The organism is Selenomonadales bacterium (assembly GCA_017442105.1).
In the GTDB taxonomy this organism is placed as follows: Bacteria; Bacillota; Negativicutes; order RGIG982; family RGIG982; genus RGIG982.
Window position 1 is genome coordinate 1 of the sequence record JAFSAX010000152.1, and the last position, 26,456, is coordinate 26,456.

Consider the following 26,456-nt stretch of genomic DNA (forward strand, 5'->3'; position numbering starts at 1 on the left):
GCATCGATCTGTTTCTGAACATCTTCGTCCGTAACAGGTGCTACTTCTTTTGCTACTTTTACGCCTTTGTATTCGCCGAGCGTAACTTCCGGTTTAGCCGTGAACGTTACTTTGAAGACAGCATCTTTGTCAGCTTCGAACGTAACAGCTTCTACTTCCGGACGAGTTACCGGTTCAACGTTAGCTTCAACGAGTGCTGCAGAGAATGCATTGTTGAATGCGATCTCCTGTGCTTCGCCCATGATAACATCTTCACCAAGACGTGCTTTCAAAAGATTTTTCGGAGCATTGCCTTTGCGGAAGCCCGGTACGCTTACTTTTTTGCTGAGATCAGCATATGCGCGATCGATTGCTTTTTTTACATCTGCATTCGGCAATTCTACCGTCAAAACGACCTGGTGTTTTTCTATTCTTTCCGTTGTTACTTTCATTGTTACAAAATCCTCCGTTCATTTGAATAAGATTACCCATTTTTTTATTTTTATAACTGCAATCTCATTCGATAAAAATCATGTCCTTAAAATTAAACATACGGTACGATATATCATACCACATACGTATTTGAAAAACAAGTCTTTCCACAAGGCTTACGACCGCTTTCTTCGTGATAAATCAGATTTTTCCGTGCTTTTCGCTCATCCTTCTCGGGATGCAAATCTTTCTTTCACGAAAAAGTTGTAGTATACTAATAGAAATTGGTTTTTCGCATATTCGGAGGACTCCTACCTATGACTATACCGGCAAGCAAACTGCGTCGTTATGGTATCCTGCTCGTTTTGATCGCCGCCACATCCTGGGGCGCAAGCGGGACCGTCACGCAATTTTTATTTCATACACAACATCTTTCTCCCGAATGGCTCGTCACAGTTCGCATGCTCGTTGCAGGAACGCTTCTCCTGCTTCCGCAAGCATGGCATAGTGTCCGCGGGATCTTCGATATCTGGCGCTCGAAGGATAGCAGACGACAGCTTCTCATCTTTGCGATATTCGGCATGATGCTGATGCAGTACTCCTACTTCGTCGCCATCGACGCAGGCAATGCCGCCACCGCAACGATATTGCAATACCTCGCCCCCAGCATGATAGCCGTGTACGGCATCCTTCGCGCACGCGTCTGGCCGACAACATTGCAAACTATCGCCATCATTCTTGCTATGGCAGGAACATTCCTTCTCGTGACGAAAGGCGATATCAGCACACTTGCCTTATCCCCCAAGGCCGTATCGTGGGGAATATTCTCCGCAGGTACGCTTGCCTTCTACACAGTCTATCCCAGCTACCATCTGATACGCTGGCCATCGCCCGTACTTCTCGGCTGGGCAATGATCATCGGAGGCATCACCATGCTCCCGCTCGGACAGCCGTGGCACTTTGTCGGTGAAGCATCGCTTATATCTCTGGCAGGTATTATATTCATTATTATATTTGGTACGATCTGCCCGTTTTATTGTTTTCTCGAAAGCATAAAATATATATCACCGCAAGAAGCAGGCACGCTCGCTTCCTCGGAAGCACTTGTCGTCGTTCTGTTTTCCATCGCATTTCTCGCAACGCCGTTTACCCTATACGACTGGATCGGCGGTGCATTCATCGTCCTGACAGTTATCTTGCTTGCCAGACAATCAGCTCAACACAAACGCTAACTCGGAGGTGTATCCTTCTTGTCGACCAAACAAAAAGAAACGATGATAAAAGGGATAGCCTTCCTTTTGCTCGTCCTATCGTTCTTGCTCGTTCATATTCTGTACCCCGACTTCTTTCCGCGTATGTTCCATCTCGTCACAAGCGGTGATATCGACGCGCTCGTCGAATTTTTCCGCTCATTCGGCGCATGGGCCATGTTTTTCAGTTTTTGGATAGATGTCCTTGTCAACGCGCTCGGATTCTTGCCGTCCATCTTCATCTCAACAGCCAACGGCATCGTATTCGGCATCATCCCCGGTATCATCATCTCGTGGCTTGCCGAAACAGTCGGCGTCATCATCAGCTTTCTCTTGATGCGTACTATCCTGCGTTCCTCTGCCGAGAAGATCATCGCCAAGAGCGGCGCGCTCAAAAAGATCGACGAATTCAGCGGTAAAAAAGGATTCCAGCTCATGCTCATCATGCGCACGATACCGTACTTCCCATCAGGTGTACTGACAGCACTCGGCGCGCTCAGCAGCATCAGCCTGCGCGACTACGTGCTCGCCAACCTTATCGGAAAATTCCCCTCGACAGCGCTTGAAGTCATCGTCGGACACGACATCGTACTGTTTGAACAGAACCTCCACCGCCTTACCATGGTCGTAATAGGCGCGACCGTCGTATACGGTCTTCTCTGGTACTGCCAACGTAAAAAAGAAAAAAAGTCCGTTAAGGACACAAAATAAAAAGCGAGGGCTTATCCTTCGCTTTTTTCTATGGCAGTCATTCTTATCAAACACTTTTCCAAGAATGGCAAACTATCATATTATAGAAACATACTATTCTTTTCACAGGAGTTCACATATGCAATCGATCATCATAAACGGCTGCCGCATCGCTGTATCGATCGTCAGAAGCAACCGCAAAACGATACAACTAAAGATCACCTCCTCAACTCACATCGAGGTACGCGCCCCTCTTCTGATGACAGACAATGCTATACATGCTCTGCTCATCAAGAAACAAGACTGGATCACCTCGCACCTTGCCAAAGCCTCTCAATCTCTGATGGCAACACCGTCAGCACTACCGCACGTTCTGCTTTTTTTCGGCAGAAAGATACCGCTTCACCTGCATACCGCACCGAACATCACCACCTTCGCTGCCGATTACAGTGAAACGGCTTTCACCTTAACACATCCGCCCTCTGCCTCGACCGAAGAAATCAAAAATGCCATCATCTCCTACTATCGCATGACGGCAAGAACCTACTTGGAAGAAAAAAGTGCCGAATGGGCAAAACGCATTGGCGTCACCTATAATCGTATCACCATCAAAGAACAAAAAACAGTTTGGGCAACCTGTACTTCCCTCAAGAATCTCAACTACAATCGGCATCTCATTCAAATACCGCCCGAACTGATCGACTACGTCGTTATCCACGAGCTGTGTCATCTGCGCCACCTCAATCACAGCCCCGCCTTCTGGGAACTCGTATCAAAGTACGACCCACAATACAAAGAACATAAACGTGCCCTCAACCGAATCAGCACGCACATCATAACATCAATATAAAGGAGTGTCCTTATCATGCGTAAACTCATTACCACCATATTCTGTCTTATCCTGATGTCTTTCTCTGCGCTCACCTTCGCAAATGAAGCCCCGCCCGCACGAACCATCACTGTCACAGGCGACAGCATCGTTACCTGCGCACCCGATATGGCGACCGTCGAACTTCGTATCATCACATCTGCCAAAACGAGCATCAAAGCACAACAAGACAACGCACGCCTTGCAAAAAGCGTCCGCGACCATCTCTATACGCTCGGCATCAAAGCAAGCGACATCGACAGCACGCAATTCTCCCTCTCTCCGCAATACAGCGAAGAAAAGAACAAACCGTCTACCATTGTCGGCTACACACTTCGTCACTCTCTTACCGTGACCGTCAACGATCTTGCCAAGCTGCCTGACGTTATCGACGGTGCGATGCACCACGGCGTCACCCAGATCGGCACCATCAACTACGATCGCCATGACAAAGACAGCTTCAAAGCAGAAGCCTTGACAAAAGCCGCACATGCCGCACAGCAAAAAGCGATCACCCTCGCGAAAGCCTTTGGCGAGCCTGAGCCCAAGCTCCTCTCCGTCTCCGAAACAGGCGTACACTATCGTCCGCATACCATGGTCTACAAAGCCAACGCTATGCGCGACACCGAAACAGCCCTCGCGACCGAGCTTTCCCCTGATGACATTGAAGTATCGGCCTCCGTCACAGCCGTATTCACCCTTCCGTAAAATGTCCAAATAAAAAAGACAATGCAGCATAATCTGCATTGTCTTTTTTATTTTCTTATCTGCGTTTTCTTCCTCTTTGCTGCTGTTTTTGTTGTTGCTGCAAGAGTGCTTTGTTACGTGGGTCGCGCGGTCCGCCGACACGATAACGGTCACCAAACAAGAGCAGTCGATCGCCGAACATCATCCACAAGAGAAGTGCAAGGACGGCCATGTTGCCGATCTCACCGCCGATGATGCCAAGGTCTACCAAAACAGAGATAAAGGTGATAGCACCCAAATAGGACATTGCTTTTTTCAAGTCAATGTACGGGTGTTGTTTCAAGATCAAATATGCTACGCCCAAAACGACAAGATCGATAACGACCCATGCTAATCCGTTTACGATGAACATTTTTGCCGCAGCACCGGCGAACAAAACGCCAAATACTTTTGCCATTACCATATTCACGTTATAATTTCCCCCTAATTAGTCCGATTGATATTATAGATATTTCTTCGCACATCGTACTTTTCCTGCTATGCACAAAATTATCTTTCTGTCAAATTGAGTTTGCGCGGTAGGATTCTTCCCATTCTTCGCGAATAGATAGGGATAGCCTTTCTGTGAAGGGGAGTTTTTTATGTCATCAACACCTGCGCGTTTGACTGCGCTCGATTATATCCGCGGTATCGCAATGCTCGGTGTCATCGGTATCCACGTCGGCTCGTTCAGCTTGTCGAATCCCGATCTTAACATTGAACTGTTCGCATTGCTTGAAGTCGTATCACGATTCAGCGTACCGATATTCTTCTTCGTATCTGCGTTCGGGCTCTTTTATCGGCTCGATATTCACGCACCGTTTTCATACGGTACATTTATGAAACGGCGATTGCGCACTGTTCTTATCCCGTATCTCGTCTGGACGCTTCTGTATCGACTACATTATTCAATGAATTTTCACGACTGGAATGTGTGGGACCCGTTCGCACTTTTGACGACCGTATTCTTCGGGCTTGGTTCGTATCATCTCTATTTCATGGTCATCTTGGTATGGTTCTATGCACTGATGCCTGTCTGGATCGCCTGCATGAAACGGCTTACCCGCCCGCTCCCAATGCTCGCAGGTCTGTTCATCGTTCAGCTTGCATTCAACCACTGGTCGACAGTCATGCTCTGGTCAGTGCCGCTTGACGGTTCTTTCTCTAGCCAATGCATCCAATATCGACTAAACTTCTGGCCGTTGCACTATCTGTTCATCTTCCTGTTGGGCGCAACGTTCGCCGTTCATTATCAATCGATCTACGCATGGCTGAAAGACCACGGTAAGCTCGTCTACTCGCTCGGCTTCCTGTCACTCGTCTTGATACTCGGTCGCTTCTATGCGTACCTCAATGCAACGCCTGCTTACTCACCAGAATCGGCGATGAATATGGTACAACAGCTCAGTCCCGTCGGTCTTGTCTACACAGTAGGTACAACATTCTTCTTATTCCGTCTGTTCACATTTACGAATATGCCGACAAAAGTCCAAAGCATCCTCTCTACACTCGGTCATCATTCGTATTTCATCTATTTATTCCACCCATTTGCCTTGTCATTCTTCGGCGATACGGCACTTTTGTGGGGCATCGTATTAACGACGAAAAAAATTATCGCACTCTATCTTGCAACAACTGTCACATCGCTTCTGTTTGCAATGACAGCAGAACGCATCAGCAAAAAGATACCTCTTGTGGGACAGCTTCTCACAGGTGCAAGAGCCAAATAAAAAAGAGCCTGCCTCATGGCAGGTTCTTTTTTATGTTCTCAGTAAGTCGGCGCGTTCTTTTTTTGTCAGCACACCGACTTTGCGCGGGATCGTTTTACCGTTCACTTTTTTACGATAGGCAAAAAACGACCGCCAGAAAAGCACTTCCCGTTCGGCAAGCGGATATGTTGTTTGATACGCATCGTAGACGGGATAAAAAAGGTCGCCTTCTTCCTGCCAACGATTTTCTTCGAGTTCTTTTTCCAATAGCAAGAACACCTGCCAAACAGCAGTCAGTACTCTGCCTTCTCCCGTTTCATACAGCATGGGAAATCGCGCTTGTCGCCATGCTTGATTCCCGCCGAATCGCGACAACGGTACGATATACGGCATAGACAAAGCGGCAGGATAGTCATGTACCGCGATGCGCATCGCCATGCCAACGATCTGTACGGCTGTTATCTGTACATCTTTGTCTTCCTGCAGCTCAGCATAATAAAGTATATCGCTTAAGAATCGACGCATCACAGGCGAGTACGGATTCATGGCAGCAAGCCCCGCCATGCTTCGGCACGATTCCATCAATGCGAGCAGGTCACAGTTTGTCCATTGTCCTTTCGTCAACGATTCTATCAAGCAGCTTCTCCACGCTTCATAACACGCTTCTCCGTCTTGGTGCAGGATACGTTCGAGCCAAGCAGTCAGAAGCGACGTCAGTCTTGCCATACTGCCTGTTCGCATAAAAAACACTTTCATCATGCGCATCATCATCTCGCGAAACAGCCCTTCATCCCGCCCGCGTACAGCAAGTATCCCGACTTGTTTCACCGCTCGCACGAGCTCGTCCACTACGGATTCCTCTTCAATCGCGATACGACAAAGATAATCACCGCACTTCGCCATAAGGGCAGGCTGTCTGTTACGATACGCATGGAGAGCAATGACCGAGAGCGCACCAACGATCTCCTCGCGACAGGACGGATTATGTCGATATAATGGAACAAATCCGCTCAAGAGCGCCAGTGCACAATCACTCTTACCCAGATCGGCGACTTGCCGAACAAGGCTGCCCAGTCGCCCTGCATCCTGACGCTCCGCCACACCTTCACTATACAGAAATTTGAGCGTTTCGAAGCCCCATTCGATATGTCCCCACTTTTCTTCTGCCGCGGCCAAGCCGAGGAACGGATAAAGTCGCCTGCACCGATCGTGTCTTCGTCTTAACTTCGTTGAAACAAGCTCTATTTTCATTCGTTTTTTACGCCAATCCCACTTCCACTTATTTTGTTTTTGGATACAAAAGAGCCGACCCGAATTTAGGCCGACTCCTACTTTGTGCATAGATAGCAATCAGATCAACTCCCGCTTCTTAGCGCGCGTTCGTATCTCCTTTATATACTGCTCCTCTTGCTGCGTCTACTGTTACTCTGTCTTGATCGTGTAAAATGGTTCTTGCTTCTTTTGCTCCGACAATGACCGGAATACCGCAGCTTACACCGATAATAGCTGCAGGCGATGTCAAACCGCCTTCTTCCGTAATGATTGCCGATGCTTGTGCTGCATAACGCGCGGTTTCTTCATTGATACCGTTCGTTACCAGGATATCGCCCGGTTTGAATTTTTCTTTGATGTCTTTGATGCTCGATGCGACACAGCAGTTACCTACTGCCGCACGCTGACCGATACCGGCACCGCGAAGAAGTACGTCGCCGATGACCTGTACGCGGATCATGTTCGTCGTACCGCTGATACCGACAGGTACACCTGCCGTGATAACGACGAGGTCGCCCTCTTTTACCGCACCTGCTTCTACAGCACTGTCAACACCGTTGCCGACCATTTCATCACTGTTTTTGCAGAAATGGCCGAGAATCGTTTTGACGCCGCGAAGAAGCTGTACGCGACGACGCGTTTTCTGATACGGCGTCACGCAGATGATCGGTGCGTTCGGACGATATTTGGAGATCATGCGCGGTGTGTAACCGCTTGCAGATACCGTCAAGATAGCTGCCGCATGAAGCTCTTGTGCAACCTGAACCGTAGCGTGGCTGATCGCATTCGTGCTGCTGATATTCGTTGCAATGCCTTTCGTCAAGAACATTTTTTCGTAGTTGAGGTTCTGTTCCGTATGAACGGCAATCTTGTTCATCATTTTTACTGCTTCGATCGGATATTTACCGGCAGCCGTTTCACCACTGAGCATGATCGCATCGGTACCGTCCATGATAGCATTCGCAATATCACTTGCTTCCGCACGTGTCGGACGCGGATTGACGATCATGGATTCAAGCATCTGCGTTGCCGTGATAACAGGTTTCGCCGCCTGGTTACATTTCTGAATAAGCAATTTCTGAATAACAGGTACTTCTTCCGTCGGGATCTCTACGCCCAAGTCACCGCGCGCGACCATGACACCGTCAGCTACACGAAGGATCGAGTCAATATTGCGGACACCTTCTGCATTTTCGATCTTCGCAATGATCTGCATATCACCGCCGACTTCTTCAAGCACACGACGGATCGCCAATATATCGGACGCACGTTGTACGAACGAAGCCGCGATGAAGTCCATATCCATCTCTACACCGAATTTGATATCAGCAATATCTTTTTCGGAAAGGAACGGCATCTGTACCGCAACATCGGGAACCGCAACACGTTTACCCGTGCTGACTTCACCCGTGTTGAGGATCTTCGTGATGATATCTTCTCCTTCTACACGTTCAACGAGAAGCTCTACCAATCCGTCCGACAAGAGAATACGGTTGCCCGGTGCAACTTCATGCGGAAGGTTCTTATGCGTAACGGAACAGATATCTACCGTACCTTCTACGTCACGACCTGTGATGATGAACTGTTTGCCTTCTTCGAGCAATACTTTTTTATCTTGGAATTTACCAAGACGCATTTCAGGACCTTTCGTATCGAGAAGATACGCAACAGGACTGCCTACACGTTCCGCTACTTCACGCAGTTTCATAATGCGTCCGCGCTGTTCTTCATGCGTACCATGCGAGAAGTTGAAACGTGCTACGTTCATACCGTTTTCAAGCAACGCCTCAATAATTTCGGGCGTATCGCTGCTCGGGCCCAAAGTACATACGATTTTCGTTTTCTTTTTCATGAAGCTCATGTATCGTTCCACCTTTATATTTATTAAAATTCGTTTCCTATTTCATCATTTGTCTGCAAATGACAGCGTGCGCTTCATCTGCTTCCGATTCCGGCACCAAGATCTCTTGCATACCATCTGTCTGCGATACACTTGCAGGACGAATATCAACCAAAATACCTTCTTCCGTCAGGATCGTTTTTAATATTTCTGCCTGTGCTCTATGATTTGCAATATAAATGACTGTCCACATAGCAACGACCCCTCTCCTTTTATGTTTTGGCAGTTTTTGGAAGAAGTTATTGATTATATTCTCTCTTTGGCAGGAAATCCCCTTCTGACAAGGACAGTTTGTGGCTGAGAAATTAAAAATATTTTACATTTTCATCACCCAAAAGCTGTTTGAGCGCTTGAAGCGCTTCTGCTGTCGGGTCTATCCAATACTGCTGTTCTGTTTTGATGACACGTTTTCCGCCCGGCAGATGAAGATAGACGGGTGTTGTTCCGTGATGATCTTTCAGTCTTACCTTCAAGGCATCAAACGTTTCATCATCGTCACGCCCTATTGTTATCTTCAGCCGCACTTCGGGCATCGTGTTTTCCATATCACGAATGATCTCAGCCAGTACCTTCGTCGCCTCACCGCCTTTGTCAAGTCTACCACTCAAAACGACAGGCACATCAGGCACTAAGAAAGACGCCGCTTTTTCCATTACTTTCGGGAATACGACGACTTCCACACGACCGCTGAAGTCTTCGACTTCCAAGAAACACATCGTTTCTCCGCGTTTTGTTATCATGCGTTTGGCACTCGCGATAAGACCTGCGACCGTGATGCGATCATTGTCTTTTCGTTCCTCACCAAACAGCTCGCTGATCTTCATATAGTTTTCCATACGCTGACGATATTTATCGAGCGGATGGCCTGTGATATAAAAGCCCGTCATCTCTTTTTCGAGTGCCAATATCTCTTCTGTCGGCAGTTCGTCTATATCGGGAAGTGCCACTTCATAGACATCGTCCATCTCTTCCGTATCGAACAGACCGATCTGACCGCTTGCACGTTCTCTGCGACGAATAGATGCCATCTCGATACAGCGTTCTAATACCGCCAACAGCTGAGATCGTTTTGCCCCGGTAGAGTCGAATGCTCCGCATTTAATAAGGCTTTCAAGGACTCGTTTGTTGACGACACGCATATCCATACGCGAACAGAAGTCCGTCAAGTCAGCGAACGGTCCGCCCGCTTCACGTTCTGTGATAACGGTATTGATCGCACTTTCGCCGACATTTTTGATAGCCGCCAGACCGAATCGCACTTTGCCATCGTCAACGCTGAACATCGCTTTGCTGGCATTGATATCGGGCGGCAATACCGACAGATCCATGCGTTTGCAATGCTCGATATACGAGCCTACTTTTTCATTGTCACCCATGACACTCGATAAGAGAGCTGCCATGAATTCGGGCAGATAGTGTGCTTTGAGATATGCCGTCTGATATACGATCAATGCATAAGCCGCACTATGCGACTTATTGAAACCATAGTCGGCGAAATGTGCCATCAGATCGAATATTTCATTTGCCAGTTTCGCATCGAAACCGCGCTCTGCTGCCCCTGCCAAAAAGTTCCCTTTCTGCGCTTCCAAAATGGCGTGCTTCTTTTTCCCCATTGCACGACGCAGAAGGTCTGCTTGTCCAAGTGTAAAACCGCCCATCGCAGATGCGATCTGCATAACCTGTTCCTGATAAAGAATGACACCGAACGTATCTTTTAAGATCGGCTCCAATACAGGATGCAAGTAGTGTATCTCGCTTTTGCCGTGACGGCCGTTGATAAAGTCAGTAACCATACCGCTGCCGAGCGGACCCGGACGGTATAATGCTACAAGCGGTATCAAGTCTTCAAACCTTTCAGGCTTCAACTCTTTGACAAGATTCGTCATACCGCCCGATTCCATCTGGAATACGCCTGCTGTTTCACCATGAGCAAGCATATCACAAGCCAGTTTGTCATCAAGCGGAATATCATTGATATCGATCGTGATACCGCGACTTTTTTGGATCAGTTCGATCGCATGTCCGATAACTGTCAATGTACGCAGTCCCAAGAAGTCCATCTTGAGAAGCCCGATCTCTTCTACCTTATCCTTGTCATACTGTGTTGTGTAGAATCCATCCGTACTGACTTGTATCGGCACATAGTCGGTCAACTGATGTTTGGCGATCACAATGCCTGCCGCATGTGTCCCCGAGTGACGCGGAAGCCCTTCGACTGCCCGCGCCAAGTCTATCAATTTTTTTACAGGTGCTTCTTGCTCATATACTTCCCGTAATTCCTTATTGCCATGCAATGCTTTATCGATCGTGATACCCAGTTCTGTCGGAACCATCTTGGCGATACGATCTACTTCATTGTAGGTCATATTGAGCGCACGACCAACATCGCGGATCGCCGCTTTGGCCGCCATCGTTCCGAAGGTAATGATCTGTGCTACATGATCTATGCCGTATCGTTTGGCAACGTAGTCGATGACTTCACCGCGTTTCATATAGCAAAAATCAATATCAATATCAGGCATCGTAACACGTTCGGGATTCAAGAATCGCTCAAAGAGAAGCTGATATTTGAGCGGATCGATATTGCTGATACCCAACAGGTACGCAACGATACTGCCCGCCGCCGAACCACGTCCCGGTCCTACAGCGATATCATGCTCTCTGGCATACTTGATAAAATCCCATACGATCAAGAAGTAACTGGAAAAGCCCATCTTGTCGATAACATCCAGTTCGTATGCCAATCGCGTGTGTACTTCGGCAGACGCCTCTTGTCCGTATCGCCAACCGATACCACCTTCACAAAGATGCTTCAGATAATCCGCATCAGAGGTGAATCCGTCAGGCAATTCGAACACAGGCAAAAACATCTCGCCGAAATCGAACGTGACATTACAACGCTCTGCGATCTCAAGTGTATTGTAGATCGCATCAGGTCGATTCGGGAACAGCGCATGCATCTCCTCAACATCCTTCAGATAAAAAGAATCGTTGGGAAACTTCATTCTGCCCGGTTCATCGACCGTCTTGCCCATCTGTATACACAAGAGAACGTCGTGGCACTCCGCATCTATACGGCGTACATAATGCAAGTCGTTCGTCGCTACCAGCTTAAGCTGATATTTTTCCGCGATCTTATACAGTTCTTCATTGACCAATCGTTCTTCTTCCAGCGCATGGTTCTGTACTTCGAGGTAAAACCGATCTGTTCCGAAGATCGAAATGAATTCTTCTGTCAGAGCATGCGCACCTTCAATATCTCCGCGCAATATCCGACAAGGGATCTCGCCTGCAATACAAGCACTGAGGCAAATGATACCCTCGCTGTACTCCCGTAATATCTCCATATCGATCCTTGGTTTGTAATAGAAACCTTCACTATAGCCGAGCGATACCAACTTAATGAGATTCTTATAGCCTTCGTTATTTTCGGCCAACAAAACCAAGTGGTAATACGCTCCGCCCTCAGCAGTATTCTTCTCGAATCGCGACCGCGGAGCAATATATACTTCGCAGCCGATGATCGGTTTGATACCATGCTTGATGGCAGTCTGATAAAACTCAATGACCCCATACATCGAACCATGGTCGGTGATCGCGATCGCAGGCATACCCAGTTCTTTGGCATGAAGCACCAGATCTTCAATACGGCTCGCACCATCCAATAGGCTATATTCAGTATGAACGTGTAAATGTACAAATTGATTATTTCCTATCTGCGGCACCATCTCTGTCCTCTCTCTCGTATTAAAGAAATTAAATAATTATAATTAGACGATACACCCTCAAAATCCTTCAAAATCGTCCTTTTGCCTGTTCATTTTTCTCTTTTCGATTTTATTTTCTATTATTTCATTTCTACTACTATATAAAAGAGGGATTTTACTCTTTGTTGTGGAATTAAACATAGTTTAATTTGTAAATAAAGAGGTGTATTCATTTTGTATAAAATCGGAATCTTGCAGCTCACACAAAATTTAGATACCGCCGTACATGGTTTCAAACAAGCCCTTGCCGGCGAAGAGGTCGAATACCTCTATTTCAACGTTGACGGTACGGTAGAAAAACTGCCTGCTTTCGCACAAAAATTGGTCGATGAAAACGTAGACCTGATCTTCGCTTGCACAACACCTGCAGCCAAAGCAGCCATCGCGGCAAGTGACCATATCCCTGTCGTCTACACGCCTGTATTCGACCCCATCAGCGTCGGTCTTGCACAGTCGATGGAATGTCCGGGCAACCACGCAACGGGCGTATCGGGCATGGTATCGGCAACGGATAAAGTCGCTTTTATCGAAGAACTTCTTCCCGAAGCAAAAACGCTCGGTATGCCGTTCGACCCGAACGACGAAAATGCAAAGATCGAAGTAGCTAACTTCAAAAAAGCGGCAGAAGGCCACTTCACGCTCATCGAGCTTCCGATCGCATCGGAGACCGATATTTCCGAATTGTCCGAGCTTCTCACCGATGAGATGGACGCTATCTTTATGCCGATCGGCAAACTGCTCGAAGACAACTTCGCAAGTATCGTCTACTACACAGACGACCTCGACCTTCCGATCATCGCATCGCACGCACCGAACATCGTCGGCGGTGCTGTCGGCGGTCTTGCGGCCAATCATGAAGCGCTCGGCTATGAATGCGGCCAAAAAGCCATCGATATCCTCGGCGGCAAAGACGCAGGTACGATTCCCGTCGGCTCTGTCAAAACGCCCGACGTTCTTCTCAACCAGTATGCGGCAGACAACCTCGATATCGAACTTCCGTCCTCTCTCGTAGAGCGCGCGAAAGAAATTTATAACTAATAGTTTAGGAGATGAATCCATGCTTTTGAATAGACAATCCGTAGAAATCTTAGCTCCCGCAGGCAGCTGGGAAGTCCTCGAAACAGTCATCGAGGCAGGCGCAGATGCCGTCTATCTCGGCGGTAAACGCTTCAATATGCGTATGCACCGTGCTGATACGAACTTTGATGACAAACAGCTTGAAGAAGCGATCAAATACGCTCACGCACACGGTGTCAAACTGTACGTAACAGTCAACAACCTTATCAGCAGTCGTGAGATCGACGCAATGCGCGACTATCTCATGCTCCTCGAACGCATCCAGCCTGACGCACTCATCGTACAAGACCTCGCTATCATGGAGCTCGCCAAAGAGATCGGTTTCACCGTTCCGCTCCATACTTCCATCATGCGCAACACGCACAACAGCGAATCGGTACGCAAATACCAAGAATACGGTATCACGCGTATCGTTGCCAGCCGTGACCTTACGCTCGATCAGATCCGCCTCATGCGTGAACAGACAGGCATCGAGATCGAATTCTTCATCCACGGTGATATGTGCGTATCGCAGAGCGGTCAGTGCGTTCATTCGGGCGTCGTATTCGGTCAGAGTTCTAACCGCGGTCGCTGTCTTAAACCGTGCCGCTGGCCGTACCAGCTTATCGACGAAGAAACGGGCGAAGTGATCCCCGATTCCGACCAGACGGGCCCGTACAAGCTCGCGCTCAAAGATATGTGTATGTATCGCCACTTGCCCGAACTCATTCAGGCAGGCGTTCACTCGTTCAAGATCGAAGGTCGTATGCGTACGGCAGACTTCGTAAAACGCATTGTATCCATCTATCGTCGTGCCGTTGACCGCTACTTGGCAGACCCGACATCCTACACGATCGACGAAAACGATTGGAAAGAACTCTACGAAAACCGTTCGCGTGACTTCTCCACGTGCTATGCACTCTCCAATACACTCGGCGCAAAACTCATCGGTTACGACGGAAGCCGCGAACCGCGTTTCTTCAGTCAGGCTGTTAAAGAAGCAACGCTCGATGTCAAAGCCAAACTCGGCAAAGACGAATCTCCTGCATTCAAAGCCCGCCCGCAGCTCTCTGTTCGCGTGGCATCGCTCAGCGCAGTAGAAGTCGCGTGTAAAAACGGCGCAGATATCATCTACATCGGCGGTGACGCATTCCGCCCGAACAAACCGTGGTCGCTCGCAGATATCCGCGAAGCAATGCGTATCGCTGAGCCGTACAATGTAAAAGTCGTCGTTATGACACAACGCATCACGCCGAACCCGATCCTCGGCGAGCTCGAACAGCACTTCACCGCACTCAAAGAGATCGCACCGCACGGCATCATGGTCAGCAACACGGGTGCAATGAAAATGGCAAAAGAAATCACGGGACTTCCGCTCTATGCAGACTTCTCGTTCAATACGTTCAACCATTACAGCACAAAATGGCAGTCCGACAACGGCATCGTACAATCGACGATGTCCGTAGAAGCATCGCACGAGCAGATCGTCGACCTTCTTCAGACGAGCCAATCGCCGATCGAGCTTATCGTTCACGGTCCGATCGAAGCAATGGTATCGGAACACTCCATCCCGTCGGCAGTCCTCGGTCTCGACAATGAAGATCAGACACCGATCTATCAGCATCAATACGCACTTCTCGATACGGCAGGTCAAAAACACAGCATCCGCTTTGACCAGCACGGTAAGAGCCACATCCTGCTCGCGAACGACTACTGCCTCTTCCCGTACCTGCCGAAATTAACAGGCGCGGCAACGTACCGTATCGAAGGTCACATCTACGATGACGAACATCTCGCGTTCTTGCTCCAGACATACCGTGCAGAACTTGACAGCCTCTATGCCGCTCCCCAAGAAGAAGCAAACGCAGAGCGTCTCGCATCGCTCAAAGAAAACGCACCGCGTCCGCTCGGTATCGGCGCACTTCGCTTCCGTGTATCTCGCTAATCGCCTATCATAAGGAGGAGAATCACATGAACTATCTCGGTCCACAAACGATCTTAGAAAAGAAAAAAGAATACATCATGCCTTGCCTCGGCCACTTCTACCAAGAACCGATGCAGCTCGTCCGCGGGGATATGCAGTATCTCTACGACAGCACAGGCAAACAGTACCTTGACTGCTTCGCAGGCGTATCCGTTATCAACTGCGGTCACTGCAACCCTGCTATCACCGACCGCATCTGCGAGCAGGTCAAAACGCTCCAGCACGTATGCAACATCTATTTGACCGATCCGTTCGTCCGTTTGGCTGAACGCCTTGCCGAAGTAACACCGGGCGATCTTAAAAAAACGTTCTTCTGCTCGACGGGTACCGAAGCCAATGAAGGCGCGGCACTTCTCGCAACAGTCGCAACGAACAATAGCGAATTCATCAGCCTTCGCAACGGTCTTCACGGCCGTACGAAATTGACGATGAGCATGACAGGTATCTCCATGTGGCGTACCGACCCGAACCCTGTCGGCGGCATCAACTTTGCACCGAACGCATACTGCTACCGCTGCCCGCTCGGCAAACGCTTCCCCGAATGTGATTACGCGTGTGCCAACGCCATCGAAGATATCATCAAAACGAACACCTCCGGTCGCGTAGCCGCAATGATCGCAGAGCCGATCCAAGGCAACGCAGGTATTGTAACACCGCCTCCGGGCTACTTCAAACGTGTCAAAGAAATTCTCGACCGTTACGGCATCCTTCTCATCATCGACGAAGTACAGACAGGCTTCTGCCGTACAGGTAAAATGTTCGCTATCGAAAACTACGGTATCTCGCCCGATATCATGACGATGGCCAAAGCTCTCGGCAACGGTACACCGATCAGTGCCTTCATCGCGACTGAAAAAGTTGCCAATACGTATACGAAACCGGGCGCATCGACGCTCGGCGGTAATCCCGTATCGTCTACGGCGGCTCTTGCAACGCTCGATTACCTCATCGACAACAAGCTCGCCGACAACGCACTTGCCCGTGGCGCACAGCTCAAAGCAGGTCTTGCCGAACTTCAGAAAAAATATCCGATCATCGGCGATATTCGCGGCATGGGTCTTATGGTCGGTGCCGAGCTCGTCCACGCTGACAACTCGCCAGCCTCGACCGAAACGGATATCATTTTGGAAGAAATGAAAAACCGCGGATTCATCGTCGGCAAAAACGGCGTTGCGCGCAACGTACTCGCGTTCCAGCCTCCGCTCGTTATCACCGAACAAAATATCAACGATCTCTTAGACGCGCTCGACGTTGTCCTTGCACAGCTTCCGCGCTAAGCTCTAAGTCGAACAGATATCCGACTGCGTGCCTCTTTGGGGGTGCGCAGTTTCTTTTTAAACGCATAGACAGCCTTCTCTCTCGCCGATCTTCTTGCCGCCTTCCACTCATGATAGAGCGACACCGCACCGAGCGTTGCCATCACCGCCCAGACAACTGCAAATATAATGCCCTCCATGCCTACCGTCAACTGTGGCGATAATAACAGGAACCCAATGCCCATCAGAGCCAATATACCTACCTTCACCTTACGTTTTATGCTCGTCTTTTGTTTCATATCTTGTACCTCCTTTTTCACATCTATATGCAGCAGCACAGACAATCTTGCTTTTCTTCTCATTCCGTGCTACGCTATTTTTATTATGTAAAACAGAAAGGTTGAACACCATGGCCTTTTCCAGTTATACCGTGACCGAGCAAGAAGCGACGCTCTCGGTACGCGATTTTTTGAAAACACATCATATATCCGCCCGCCAAGTGCAAAAACTGACACGCTCAAAGGGCATCCTCCTCAACGGACGACCTGCCTATCTCAAAGCGACACTTCGCGCAGGCGATATCGTAAAGATCAAACAAACGGCACCACAAGAAAATAGCATCCAAGCAGAAGACCTCCCGATCGAAGTGCTCTACGAAGATGACTACCTCATCGCACTCAACAAACCGCCCCGTCAGCTCGTCCATCCCGCCGGACGCACGACAAGCGGTACACTGTCAAATGCGCTTGCCCACTATCTGAAACAAAGCGGTAAGCCTGTTCACTTCCATCCCATCCATCGCTTAGACCGCGATACCTCGGGCTGTGTCCTCTTCGCCAAATCGGCAGAAGTACAGCGCAAGCTGGAAACACAGCGCGACACACACTCTCTCACTCGCACCTATCATGCGCTCGTCGCAGGGATTCCGACAAAATTAGAAGGAACGATCAACCTCCCCATCGGAGCACATCCCACACTTACTAACAGACGCTCTGTCCGCGACGACGGCGCCCCTGCCGTCACGCATTATCGAACAGTCGCGACCTACGACAATGCCGCACTCGTCGAACTCAAGCTTGAAACAGGACGCACGCATCAGATACGACTTCACTTATCTGCTGTCGGCCTTCCCATCCTCGGCGACAATATGTACGGCAAACGCTCCGCGCTCATCAAACGACAAGCACTCCATGCTGCGGAAACTTCTTTCATCCATCCGAAAACGAACGAGCATATCACGATCCAAGCACCACTTACCGCCGATATAGAAACGGCTCTCGACTTGCTTACAAAATAAAAAGAAGGCAGACGACTTTGTCTGCCTTCTTTTTCGTATGAAAAAACCATCAACCTAAAAGGTTGATGGTTTTACTTTTTTAGTTAGCCTTGAACACCGGAGCACTGTACGAGAACAGCTCTTTTTCAACTTCCACATTCTTCGGTGTATAGAGAATATTTTTTTCGGTAACGTATTGCACTCTGCCGCCGAGGACATGGCAAACACCGTTTAAGAAATCATCCATACGTCTTTTTTCCGTTTCACTTACATTCTCATAATTCATCAAAAGCATCTGACGATTCATCAATTTTTCTGCACAATTTTGTACATCATCGAATTCTCGCGGTACCATGATACACATTTTTGCTTCCGATCTATGTGTAGAATGAACAGTCAAATTTCTGCGCGAAGGTTCCGGCTGGCGTTCTTCCTGCGAAGCTTCTACTTCTTCATATATAATATCGTCTTCGGCAGTATCAAAATAGGCTTGTACTTTTTTCCAAAGCATGCTTACTTTACTCATCGTTGACCAACCCCTTGTGGTATCCATTTTTCCCAATTTTTGAACGAATTCGACATAACTTATGAAAATCCTTCTTTTTTTAGAAAAACATAAGTATTTTTTTCTAAATCAATGTCTTTTCGCTCATTTTCATTGGATTTCTAATGGATTTATCCGTTTTTACGCGCACGACCACGTGCCGTACGATCCAATACTTGTTTACGCAGGCGAATATTTTCCGGAGTTACTTCTACCAATTCGTCTTTGTTGATATATTCGAGTGCCTGTTCAAGCGAGAAAAGTCTCGGCGGTACAAGACGGATCGCTTCGTCGGACGAGCTCGAACGCATATTGGTAACGTGTTTTTTCTTGCACGGGTTAACGTCCATATCAAGCTCACGCGTATTTTCGCCGATGATCATACCTTCGTATACAGCTTCACCCGGACGAACGAATACGACACCGCGTTCCTGTACGTTGGAGATACCGTAAGCCGTCGTTTCACCGTCTTCGAATGCGACAAGCGAGCCGCGCGTACGACCCGGGATATCGCCTTTATACGGAACATAGCCGTTGAATACGTGGTTCATGATACCGTTACCTTTCGTATTCGTCAAAAATTCCGAGCGGAAACCAATCAAGCCACGTGCAGGGATAACGAATTCCATACGCAGGTAGCCTGCCATTTCAACCATGTTGACGAGTTCTGCTTTACGCGTACCGAGCGATTCCATAACAGTACCCATGAATTCCTGAGGAACGTCGATCGTCAAGAATTCGAGCGGTTCGCAAACTTCACCGTTGATCGTTTTGCAGATAACTTCCGGTTTACCGATCTGAAGTTCAAAACCTTCACGACGCATCGTTTCGATCAAAACGGACAAGTGGAGCTCACCACGACCCGATACTTTGAACGTATCGGTATTGTCTGTTTCTTCTACACGAAGGCTGACGTTCGTTTCCGTTTCTTTGAAAAGACGGTCACGGACATGACGCGATGTTACGAACGTACCTTCACGGCCTGCGAACGGGCTCGTGTTGACACCGAATGTCATGGAGAGTGTCGGTTCATCAATGTTGAGTGCCGGCAATGCTTCCGGATTTTCCGGATCGGCGATCGTCTGACCGATGCTGACATCAGCAAGACCCGTAACAGCTACGATATCACCCATACCTGCTTCCGGTACTTCAACACGTTTCAAACCTTGATATCCATAAAGGCGACCGATCTTAGCTTTCGTCGTCTGGTCACCGTTCATAACAACAACGTTCTGACCGTTGAGGATCTTACCGCGGATAATACGGCCGATCGCAATACGGCCTACATATTCATCATAGTCGAGCGTCGTTACCATCATCTGGAGCGGACCGTCTACATCGCCTTTCGGACCCGGGATCTCTTTGAGAAGGAGTTCGAAGAGCGGCGCAAGATTGTCGCTTTCATCATCCATGGAGAGTTTTGCGATACCTGCACGAGCTGCCGCATAGATAACAGGGAAGTCTAGCTGATCATCATCTGCATCGAGTTCGATGAAGAGCTCCAATACCTCGTCAACGACTTCTTCGACACGCTGATCGGGACGGTCGATCTTGTTGATAACAACGATCGGTTTTAATTTCTGTTCGAGTGCTTTGCGAAGCACGTATTTCGTCTGCGGCATCGGGCCTTCAAACGAGTCTACCAAAAGAAGAACACCGTCTACCATGTTGAGAACACGCTCAACTTCACCACTGAAGTCAGCATGGCCCGGGGTGTCGACAATGTTGATCTTTACATCATTGTACATAACTGCCGTATTTTTCGACAGGATCGTAATACCGCGTTCACGTTCCAAGTCGTTCGAGTCCATTACACGTTCTGCAACCTGCTCATTGGCACGGAATACACCGCTCTGGCGGAGCATAGCATCGACCAACGTCGTTTTACCGTGGTCAACATGGGCAATAATAGCTATATTTCTTAAATCGTCACGTCTCATTGTTACGCCTCCCAATATTCAAAAAAGAAAGGATGCATGCATATCATACATCCTTTTTACTTTACTATATCAGACTAAGAATTGTCAATAAAAGTAATTGTATTTTTTCACTTTTTACAGAGCATTCATCATTTTTTTCCAATATTTTATCGCTTTGTCGTGGATCTGTATGATCTTCGGAAGTTCTTCCGGTTTTTCCGCGATCCGTGCGATCACACTGCGGCGCATCTGACGGTATTCCGACTCAAGCACTTTGAAGTATTCGATGAGATCTCGCGTCTGCGGCGCAACATCTTCGATCTCAGCCGCTTCGATGTGGAAGGACTTGCCTTCAATGATGGCACTGTCGCCGTACTGCGGAATATCGAACGGCACCCCGATCTCATTGGCAACGGCTTCGCCAAGCTCCAATTGCGCAGGCAGCTCGCCGTGTACCAAGAATACGTTATTAAGGCGTTCTTTATCGAAGTTCTTCATCCATGCAAGGATCTGGTTCTTATCGGCATGTGCCGAGAATCCGTCCATATTATAAATGGATGCACGAACGACCGTTTCGACGCCGAGGAGTTTTACACGTTTGGCACCTTCTAAAAGGCGTCTGCCAAGCGAACCTTCCGCCTGATATCCGACGAACAAGATACTGCTCTCGGGGCGCCACAGATTATATTTCAAGTGGTGAAGGATACGACCTGCATCGGCCATACCGCTCGCCGAGATGATGATAGCAGAGCCTTGACGCTCATTGATCTGTTTCGATTCTTCTGCCGTCTTGCTCATCACGAGCTGCGGAAGCTCCATCACGCCATCAGGGCCGTCAAGCATTGCCGTCGATTCTTCATCGAAAACGTCGGTATTGCGTCCGAAAATACGTGTCGCTTCAATAGCAAGCGGACTGTCGAGAATGATCGGCACATCGGGAATCTTGCCGTCACGCCACAGATGCGCCAAGTAATAGAGAATAGACTGCGCACGTCCTACGGCGAACGACGGAATGATGACGTTGCCGCCGCGCGCGAGCGTATCGTTGATGATCTCAGCAAGGCGTTCTTCTTTTTCTTTCGTTTCATGCAAGCGATTGCCGTATGTCGATTCACAGATGATATAGTCGGCATCTGCAATAGCAGTCGGATCGTTGATGATCGGCTGATCGGGCTGTCCCAAGTCACCCGAAAAGACGAGTTTCGTCGTTTCGCCGTTTTCTGTTACGTAGACTTCTACGATACTCGAACCGAGAATGTGGCCTGCATCTTTGAAGCATACACGCACCGTATCGCTGAGTGTTATCGTATCACCGTAATGCACCGCCTTGAAATGCTGCAAACAAGCATTCGCATCATCGACTGTATACATCGGCTGAAGCAGCGGTTTGCCCGCACGTTCACGCTTGCGATTCTCTTGCAGTGTATCATATTCTTGGATATGCGCACTGTCGGGAAGCATGACGGCACTAAGCTCGCTCGTCGCTTTCGTCGTATAGATCTTACCGCGGAAACCTTCTTTGCACAGTTTCGGCAACAGACCGCTATGGTCGATATGCGCATGCGTCAAGATGACGGCATCGATCGCATTCGGCGAAAAGAGAAAATCACGATAGTTGTAGGAACGAACCGTCTTAGAACCTTGGAACATCCCGCAATCGATCAAATATTTTTGTTTTTCTGTTTCCAATAAAAAACACGACCCCGTTACAACTTGAGCCGCCCCGCAAAATGTAAGTTTCATAGTATATCTCCTTTCAGTTCTCTCTGTCACTCTATCTGCCATCGGAAATAAAACTTCACTTTTCTTTACTTACTAATTAGATTCTACAACAACACTTCCTATCCTTTTCTTTGTTTGAAAATTTTTCATAATTTTTTAATGATTCTATCGCAAATAAAAAGGCCTCCCGACACATCAGTTGTCGGAAAGCCTTCTATATCATTCTTCACCTATCATTTTCACTTCGGGTTCCAGTCGTACACCGTGCGCTTCATAGACACGTCGCTGTACTTCTTGAATCAACCCAACGACATCTTTTGCCGTTGCTCCGCCCGCATTAACAACGAATCCCGCATGTTTTTTCGACACTTCCGCACCGCCGACACGCAGTCCCTTAAGCCCTGTCTGGTCGATAAGCGTTCCCGCAAAATATCCTACGGGACGCTTGAATGTACTGCCTGCACTCGGCATATCGAGCGGTTGACGCGACTCTCTGCGTTCGGTCAGATCGTCCAGTTTTTCTTGGATAACAGCCTCTTCACCGTCTGTCAGTGTGATCTCTACTTCACAGATGGCACAGCCGTTCTCTTGGAACGTACTGTGACGATATCCGAATTCAAGTTCCTCGCGCGTATACCGACGGATCTGTCCGTTCGGGCAGACAGCCGTTACTGCCGACACAACGCTCTCGATCTCACCGCCGTATGCACCTGCATTCATAAATACGGCACCACCGATACTGCCCGGTATCCCGACAAAGTATTCAAATCCCGCCAGTTTCGCCTCGGCAGCAGCTGCAGCAATATCCTTCAGCATGCAACCTGCACCGACGATAAGCGTATTGCCTTCTTGTCTGATATCGCTCATCTCTTTTCCGAAATGGAGCACAGCACCACGAATACCGCCGTCACGCACCAAGAGGTTCGACCCATTGCCCAAGCACAAGATCGGCATATCGGTCTCTTTTGCCAAAGCGATGACAGATGCCACTTCTTCTACGCTCGACGGCAATAAGAAATAATCGGCAGGCCCACCGATACGAAACGTCGTATGCAAGGCCATCGCTTCCTGTTTCAATATTTGAGACGGCTGTAATATCTTTAACAAGCCTTCTTCAAATTTCATGTTCATCTTTTCGGTCATTCCTTTTTCGGCATTGATTCTGCTCAGCGCAGTTTAAAAAACTCTGTCTGACGAAGTGCTTCGTACACAACGACAGCCGCCGCGTTCGACAAGTTGAGCGAACGAGCATCTTCGATCATCGGGATACGAATACACGATTCAGGATAACGCGCGAGCAAAGATTCGGGAAGTCCTGCCGTTTCTTTGCCGAACACGAGAAAATCATCCTGCGTAAATGTAACATCTGTATGATGTTTTTCGGCTTTCGTCGTATTGAAATAAAAATTCTTTCCTTCGTACTTTTCAAGCACCTCTTCGATGCTGTCATGGTGATGAACCGTCAGCAAATGCCAATAATCAAGGCCTGCACGTTTCAAATGTTTATCATCGACCGAAAATCCCAACGGGTGTACCAAATGAAGCTCGGTACCTGTTGCCGCACACAAACGCGCGATATTACCCGTATTGCCGGGGATCTCAGGTTCTACCAATACAATATGCATAATTACCCTCTTCCATTCTGTATCATTCATTCCTGTCACTATGGTTTTATAGAACAAAACATAGCTATATTTATTTTCTCTTATTTCCAATCAATTTACAAGTCTTTTTTGCGGTAAATACCATCTTCTCAAAACAAAAACGGATGATACTGCCGTAAGCATCATCCGTTCGTATCTTGTTATTATTCTTGTCTTGTTTTGGCTTCCGTTTCATTAAGGAGCGCATCACGGCGCAACTTCGCCGTACGGAAGAACGAGTGTATCGCTTGACGGTCGCCGTCTTCGATAGCATCAATGATAAGTCCCATCATCTCTTGGTAGCTTCTGAGCGTCTTTTGGATCGCCTTGCCGTTCGAGATACAGATATCTGCCCACATATCGGCATCAGACGAAGCAATACGTGTCGTATCGCGGAACCCGCCGCCCGCAAGCTTCAAGTTGTGTTCAAGATCCTCGGGCGAGCATCCCAAGAGATTAACAAGACCTGCCGCCGCCACGTGCGGCACATGGCTGATAACGGCAACGCATGAATCGTGGTGCATCAAATCAAGCGTCGTCGGACGCGCACCGATCGCACGCACCATCGCCTCGACCAGCTGAACAGAAGCATCGTTTTTCGCTGTTTCGGGACTGATGATATAGAACTTGTTATCGAAAAGATCGACCTTCGCCGCTGCGATACCGCTCAGCTCGATACCTGCCATCGGGTGACCTGCCACGAACGAAACATCTTCACGAAGGATCGGTTTCATCTCACGGCAGATAGCCGATTTGGTACTGCCGACATCCGTTAAGACTGCGCCTTCCTTGAGGTGCGGCATGATCGTCTGTGCAAGCGGTATCATCTGCAGCACAGGTACCGCCAGAATAACGAGATCAGCGTCTTTAACGGCGGCAATATAATCGTCGGTAACGAAATCTATCGGTGTACATTGGCGCGCATATTCGATCGTTGTTTTTTGGCAATCGAATGCCGTTACGGTAACATTATCTTTCAGCGATTCTTTAAGCGCAAGGGCGATCGACCCGCCGATAAGCCCCAAGCCCATGATCGCGACTGTCTTGCCTCGGATCATAACGTTTTACCCATGAACGCCGCTGTACGACGCATCTCTGCCATGAAGTTTTCAAAATCAGACGGCGTAAGAGATTGTTTGCCGTCGCAGAGTGCTTTCGACGGATTCGGATGCATCTCTACCATCAAGCCGTCCGCACCGACAGCAATGGCACCGCGCCCCATCGGCAATACCATGTTGCGTACGCCCGTACCATGGCTCGGGTCAACGATGATCGGCAAGTGAGATGCCGCTTTGATCGCTACAACGGCACTCAAGTCGAGCGTGTTGCGCGTGACTGTTTCGTATGTACGAATACCGCGTTCGCAGAAGATGACGTTAAAATTACCTTCGCTCATAATGTATTCTGCGGCATTGAGCCATTCACTGACAGTTGCCGCCAGACCACGTTTTAAAAGAACAGGTTTGTTCGTTTTGCCGACTTCTTTCAAGAGGTAGAAGTTCTGCATATTGCGCGCACCGATCTGAAGCACATCGGCATATTCGCAGACAGCATCGATCGCCGATGCATCCATGATCTCGGTAACGATCTTAAGGCCTGTTTCCTGACCGACTTTTGCAAGCATCTCAAGGCCTTTTACTTCCAAACCCTGAAACGCATACGGAGATGTTCTCGGTTTGAACGCACCACCGCGAAGGAACTGCGCACCGCTGGCTTTGACATACTGCGCCGCTTCGCGAAGCTGCTCGATGCTCTCAACAGCACACGGACCTGCCATCACAGCAAGGTGGTTGCCGCCGATCTTCGCACCGCCGACATCAATGATCGTATCTTCCGGCTTGAATTCGCGATTAACAAGCTTGTAATCTTCAGTGATCGAAACACATTTTTCAACACCCGACAATACCTCAAGCTCCACTTTACTCATTTCTTTTTTATCACCGATAACGCCGATGATCGTACGCGATTCCCCTACCGACAGATGCGTCTGAAAACCTGCCTGTACTAATCTATCCTTAACCGCTTCCACTTGTTCTTGTGTTGCTTTTGGTTCCATTACAATAATCATAAAATCTTCATCCTCTCTTGAAAATTGTACTCCAAAATAAAAAAAGCTCCGTCCCTCATCAGGGACGAAACTATTTGCTCCGTGGTACCACCCTGCTTGCTTTTAGCAAGCCTCTCACTTCGAGTACACTATTGATACTCTAGCCTACGATAACGGTGGCGACCGGCACAGCCTACTGACAAAATGTGTTCGGCCTGCTGCTCTTAGGGGTATTTCAACAAATATCCTTATCGCGTCACACCGACCCGCGACTCTCTGAAAATTCTGCTTGCCTACTCGTCCTAATCGTTGCATTTGGAATATTTGATAACATAGAAAACCTCCTTTACCATATTTAAATAATATCATGAAAATAATTCAATGTGAATACTCGCAGGAAACATAAAACGTCTATA

23 protein-coding genes and 1 other annotated feature are annotated in these 26,456 nt (G+C 48.4%); of the genes, 9 read left to right on the forward strand and 14 right to left on the reverse strand.

Annotated features, from left to right (window positions below; genetic code table 11):
* A partial coding sequence (locus tag IJN28_06035) for a trigger factor family protein (GenBank protein ID MBQ6713326.1) occupies nt 1-431 on the reverse strand: 431 nt, incomplete at its 3' end.
* A gap of 297 nt (nt 432-728) precedes the next feature.
* On the opposite strand from IJN28_06035, the gene IJN28_06040 reads away from it, so the two are divergent.
* The 4 genes from IJN28_06040 to IJN28_06055 all read left to right on the forward strand — a co-directional run bounded on the left by IJN28_06040 (nt 729) and on the right by IJN28_06055 (nt 3,927).
* Entirely contained in the window at nt 729-1,643 is a 915-nt protein-coding gene (locus IJN28_06040) for an EamA family transporter (protein MBQ6713327.1), read from the forward strand.
* A gap of 42 nt (nt 1,644-1,685) precedes the next feature.
* The gene (locus IJN28_06045) at nt 1,686-2,372 is read left to right on the forward strand and encodes a TVP38/TMEM64 family protein (protein MBQ6713328.1); all 687 of its coding nucleotides are present in this window, start codon (nt 1,686-1,688) and stop codon (nt 2,370-2,372) included.
* A 118-nt stretch (nt 2,373-2,490) separates the two neighbouring features.
* Complete coding sequence (locus IJN28_06050) at nt 2,491-3,201, forward strand: M48 family metallopeptidase (GenBank protein MBQ6713329.1); 711 nt, start codon at nt 2,491-2,493, stop codon at nt 3,199-3,201.
* Nucleotides 3,202-3,216: 15 nt separating this feature from the next.
* A complete protein-coding gene (locus IJN28_06055; protein MBQ6713330.1) occupies nt 3,217-3,927 on the forward strand; it encodes an SIMPL domain-containing protein in 711 nt (236 codons plus the stop codon).
* Nucleotides 3,928-3,982: 55 nt separating this feature from the next.
* Here the strand turns inward: IJN28_06055 and IJN28_06060 are convergent, their stop codons facing one another.
* Entirely contained in the window at nt 3,983-4,375 is a 393-nt protein-coding gene (locus tag IJN28_06060) for a hypothetical protein (GenBank protein ID MBQ6713331.1), read from the reverse strand.
* A 172-nt stretch (nt 4,376-4,547) separates the two neighbouring features.
* Here IJN28_06060 and IJN28_06065 point away from each other — a divergent pair, with 172 nt between their 5' ends.
* Nucleotides 4,548-5,675: an acyltransferase gene (locus IJN28_06065; GenBank protein ID MBQ6713332.1), complete on the forward strand. Its 1,128-nt coding sequence runs from the start codon at nt 4,548-4,550 to the stop codon at nt 5,673-5,675.
* A gap of 30 nt (nt 5,676-5,705) precedes the next feature.
* Here the strand turns inward: IJN28_06065 and IJN28_06070 are convergent, their stop codons facing one another.
* The 4 genes from IJN28_06070 to IJN28_06085 form a co-directional block, all read right to left on the reverse strand.
* A complete protein-coding gene (locus tag IJN28_06070) occupies nt 5,706-6,905 on the reverse strand; it encodes a hypothetical protein (GenBank protein ID MBQ6713333.1) in 1,200 nt (399 codons plus the stop codon).
* Between the two features lie 118 nt (nt 6,906-7,023).
* On the reverse strand, nt 7,024-8,778 hold the full coding sequence (gene pyk, locus IJN28_06075) for a pyruvate kinase (protein ID MBQ6713334.1): 1,755 nt from the start codon (nt 8,776-8,778) through the stop codon (nt 7,024-7,026).
* Between the two features lie 46 nt (nt 8,779-8,824).
* The gene (locus IJN28_06080) at nt 8,825-9,019 is read right to left on the reverse strand and encodes a DUF2007 domain-containing protein (protein ID MBQ6713335.1); all 195 of its coding nucleotides are present in this window, start codon (nt 9,017-9,019) and stop codon (nt 8,825-8,827) included.
* A gap of 112 nt (nt 9,020-9,131) precedes the next feature.
* The gene (locus tag IJN28_06085) at nt 9,132-12,554 is read right to left on the reverse strand and encodes a DNA polymerase III subunit alpha (GenBank protein ID MBQ6713336.1); all 3,423 of its coding nucleotides are present in this window, start codon (nt 12,552-12,554) and stop codon (nt 9,132-9,134) included.
* Nucleotides 12,555-12,767: 213 nt separating this feature from the next.
* Here IJN28_06085 and IJN28_06090 point away from each other — a divergent pair, with 213 nt between their 5' ends.
* From IJN28_06090 to IJN28_06100, 3 genes are read left to right on the forward strand one after another with little or no spacing between them, the layout of a single operon-like run.
* Nucleotides 12,768-13,631 (forward strand): ABC transporter substrate-binding protein, encoded by an 864-nt coding sequence (locus IJN28_06090; GenBank protein ID MBQ6713337.1) that lies wholly within the window; start codon nt 12,768-12,770, stop codon nt 13,629-13,631.
* Nucleotides 13,632-13,650: 19 nt separating this feature from the next.
* Nucleotides 13,651-15,594, forward strand: coding sequence for a U32 family peptidase (locus IJN28_06095; protein MBQ6713338.1), 1,944 nt, complete (start codon nt 13,651-13,653; stop codon nt 15,592-15,594).
* A 26-nt stretch (nt 15,595-15,620) separates the two neighbouring features.
* On the forward strand, nt 15,621-16,910 hold the full coding sequence (locus IJN28_06100) for an aspartate aminotransferase family protein (protein ID MBQ6713339.1): 1,290 nt from the start codon (nt 15,621-15,623) through the stop codon (nt 16,908-16,910).
* On the opposite strand, the gene IJN28_06105 is transcribed toward IJN28_06100, so the two are convergent.
* Nucleotides 16,907-17,188 (reverse strand): hypothetical protein, encoded by a 282-nt coding sequence (locus tag IJN28_06105; GenBank protein MBQ6713340.1) that lies wholly within the window; start codon nt 17,186-17,188, stop codon nt 16,907-16,909. The genes IJN28_06100 and IJN28_06105 overlap by 4 nt on opposite strands.
* Before the next feature lie 110 nt (nt 17,189-17,298).
* Here IJN28_06105 and IJN28_06110 point away from each other — a divergent pair, with 110 nt between their 5' ends.
* Nucleotides 17,299-18,186, forward strand: coding sequence for an RluA family pseudouridine synthase (locus tag IJN28_06110; GenBank protein MBQ6713341.1), 888 nt, complete (start codon nt 17,299-17,301; stop codon nt 18,184-18,186).
* Nucleotides 18,187-18,265: 79 nt separating this feature from the next.
* Here IJN28_06110 and IJN28_06115 read toward each other — a convergent pair whose 3' ends face one another.
* From IJN28_06115 to aroF, 7 genes are all read right to left on the reverse strand, one after another.
* A complete protein-coding gene (locus IJN28_06115; protein ID MBQ6713342.1) occupies nt 18,266-18,691 on the reverse strand; it encodes a cell division protein SepF in 426 nt (141 codons plus the stop codon).
* Between the two features lie 149 nt (nt 18,692-18,840).
* On the reverse strand, nt 18,841-20,649 hold the full coding sequence (gene typA, locus IJN28_06120) for a translational GTPase TypA (protein MBQ6713343.1): 1,809 nt from the start codon (nt 20,647-20,649) through the stop codon (nt 18,841-18,843).
* A gap of 114 nt (nt 20,650-20,763) precedes the next feature.
* Nucleotides 20,764-22,371, reverse strand: a complete 1,608-nt coding sequence (locus IJN28_06125) for an MBL fold metallo-hydrolase (protein MBQ6713344.1) — start codon at nt 22,369-22,371, stop codon at nt 20,764-20,766.
* 198 nt (nt 22,372-22,569) lie between these two features.
* Nucleotides 22,570-23,493: a UDP-N-acetylmuramate dehydrogenase gene (gene murB, locus IJN28_06130; GenBank protein ID MBQ6713345.1), complete on the reverse strand. Its 924-nt coding sequence runs from the start codon at nt 23,491-23,493 to the stop codon at nt 22,570-22,572.
* A gap of 23 nt (nt 23,494-23,516) precedes the next feature.
* A complete protein-coding gene (gene trmL, locus IJN28_06135; protein MBQ6713346.1) occupies nt 23,517-23,975 on the reverse strand; it encodes a tRNA (uridine(34)/cytosine(34)/5-carboxymethylaminomethyluridine(34)-2'-O)-methyltransferase TrmL in 459 nt (152 codons plus the stop codon).
* 182 nt (nt 23,976-24,157) lie between these two features.
* Complete coding sequence (locus IJN28_06140) at nt 24,158-25,051, reverse strand: prephenate dehydrogenase/arogenate dehydrogenase family protein (GenBank protein ID MBQ6713347.1); 894 nt, start codon at nt 25,049-25,051, stop codon at nt 24,158-24,160.
* On the reverse strand, nt 25,048-26,061 hold the full coding sequence (aroF, locus tag IJN28_06145) for a 3-deoxy-7-phosphoheptulonate synthase (protein ID MBQ6713348.1): 1,014 nt from the start codon (nt 26,059-26,061) through the stop codon (nt 25,048-25,050). Before aroF ends, IJN28_06140 begins: the two co-directional genes overlap by 4 nt.
* 57 nt (nt 26,062-26,118) lie before the next feature.
* Nucleotides 26,119-26,359 (reverse strand) — a binding site (T-box leader).
* Between the last annotated feature and the right edge of the window lie 97 nt (nt 26,360-26,456).

Excerpts from the sequence above, each read along its gene's own strand:
- IJN28_06070 (MBQ6713333.1), bottom strand. The coding sequence starts at position 6,905 with ATGAAAATAGAGCTTGTTTCAACGAAGTTAAGACGAAGACACGATCGG.
- trmL (MBQ6713346.1), bottom strand. The coding sequence starts at position 23,975 with ATGCATATTGTATTGGTAGAACCTGAGATCCCCGGCAATACGGGTAAT.
- IJN28_06045 (MBQ6713328.1), top strand. The coding sequence starts at position 1,686 with ATGATAAAAGGGATAGCCTTCCTTTTGCTCGTCCTATCGTTCTTGCTC.
- IJN28_06055 (MBQ6713330.1), top strand. The coding sequence starts at position 3,217 with ATGCGTAAACTCATTACCACCATATTCTGTCTTATCCTGATGTCTTTC.
- IJN28_06125 (MBQ6713344.1), bottom strand. The coding sequence starts at position 22,371 with ATGAAACTTACATTTTGCGGGGCGGCTCAAGTTGTAACGGGGTCGTGT.
- IJN28_06140 (MBQ6713347.1), bottom strand. The coding sequence starts at position 25,051 with ATGATCCGAGGCAAGACAGTCGCGATCATGGGCTTGGGGCTTATCGGC.
- pyk (MBQ6713334.1), bottom strand. The coding sequence starts at position 8,778 with ATGAAAAAGAAAACGAAAATCGTATGTACTTTGGGCCCGAGCAGCGAT.
- IJN28_06115 (MBQ6713342.1), bottom strand. The coding sequence starts at position 18,691 with ATGAGTAAAGTAAGCATGCTTTGGAAAAAAGTACAAGCCTATTTTGAT.
- IJN28_06095 (MBQ6713338.1), top strand. The coding sequence starts at position 13,651 with ATGCTTTTGAATAGACAATCCGTAGAAATCTTAGCTCCCGCAGGCAGC.
- IJN28_06040 (MBQ6713327.1), top strand. The coding sequence starts at position 729 with ATGACTATACCGGCAAGCAAACTGCGTCGTTATGGTATCCTGCTCGTT.
- IJN28_06105 (MBQ6713340.1), bottom strand. The coding sequence starts at position 17,188 with ATGAAACAAAAGACGAGCATAAAACGTAAGGTGAAGGTAGGTATATTG.
- murB (MBQ6713345.1), bottom strand. The coding sequence starts at position 23,493 with ATGACCGAAAAGATGAACATGAAATTTGAAGAAGGCTTGTTAAAGATA.
- IJN28_06100 (MBQ6713339.1), top strand. The coding sequence starts at position 15,621 with ATGAACTATCTCGGTCCACAAACGATCTTAGAAAAGAAAAAAGAATAC.
- IJN28_06080 (MBQ6713335.1), bottom strand. The coding sequence starts at position 9,019 with ATGTGGACAGTCATTTATATTGCAAATCATAGAGCACAGGCAGAAATA.
- IJN28_06085 (MBQ6713336.1), bottom strand. The coding sequence starts at position 12,554 with ATGGTGCCGCAGATAGGAAATAATCAATTTGTACATTTACACGTTCAT.
- IJN28_06110 (MBQ6713341.1), top strand. The coding sequence starts at position 17,299 with ATGGCCTTTTCCAGTTATACCGTGACCGAGCAAGAAGCGACGCTCTCG.
- IJN28_06050 (MBQ6713329.1), top strand. The coding sequence starts at position 2,491 with ATGCAATCGATCATCATAAACGGCTGCCGCATCGCTGTATCGATCGTC.
- aroF (MBQ6713348.1), bottom strand. The coding sequence starts at position 26,061 with ATGATTATTGTAATGGAACCAAAAGCAACACAAGAACAAGTGGAAGCG.
- IJN28_06065 (MBQ6713332.1), top strand. The coding sequence starts at position 4,548 with ATGTCATCAACACCTGCGCGTTTGACTGCGCTCGATTATATCCGCGGT.
- typA (MBQ6713343.1), bottom strand. The coding sequence starts at position 20,649 with ATGAGACGTGACGATTTAAGAAATATAGCTATTATTGCCCATGTTGAC.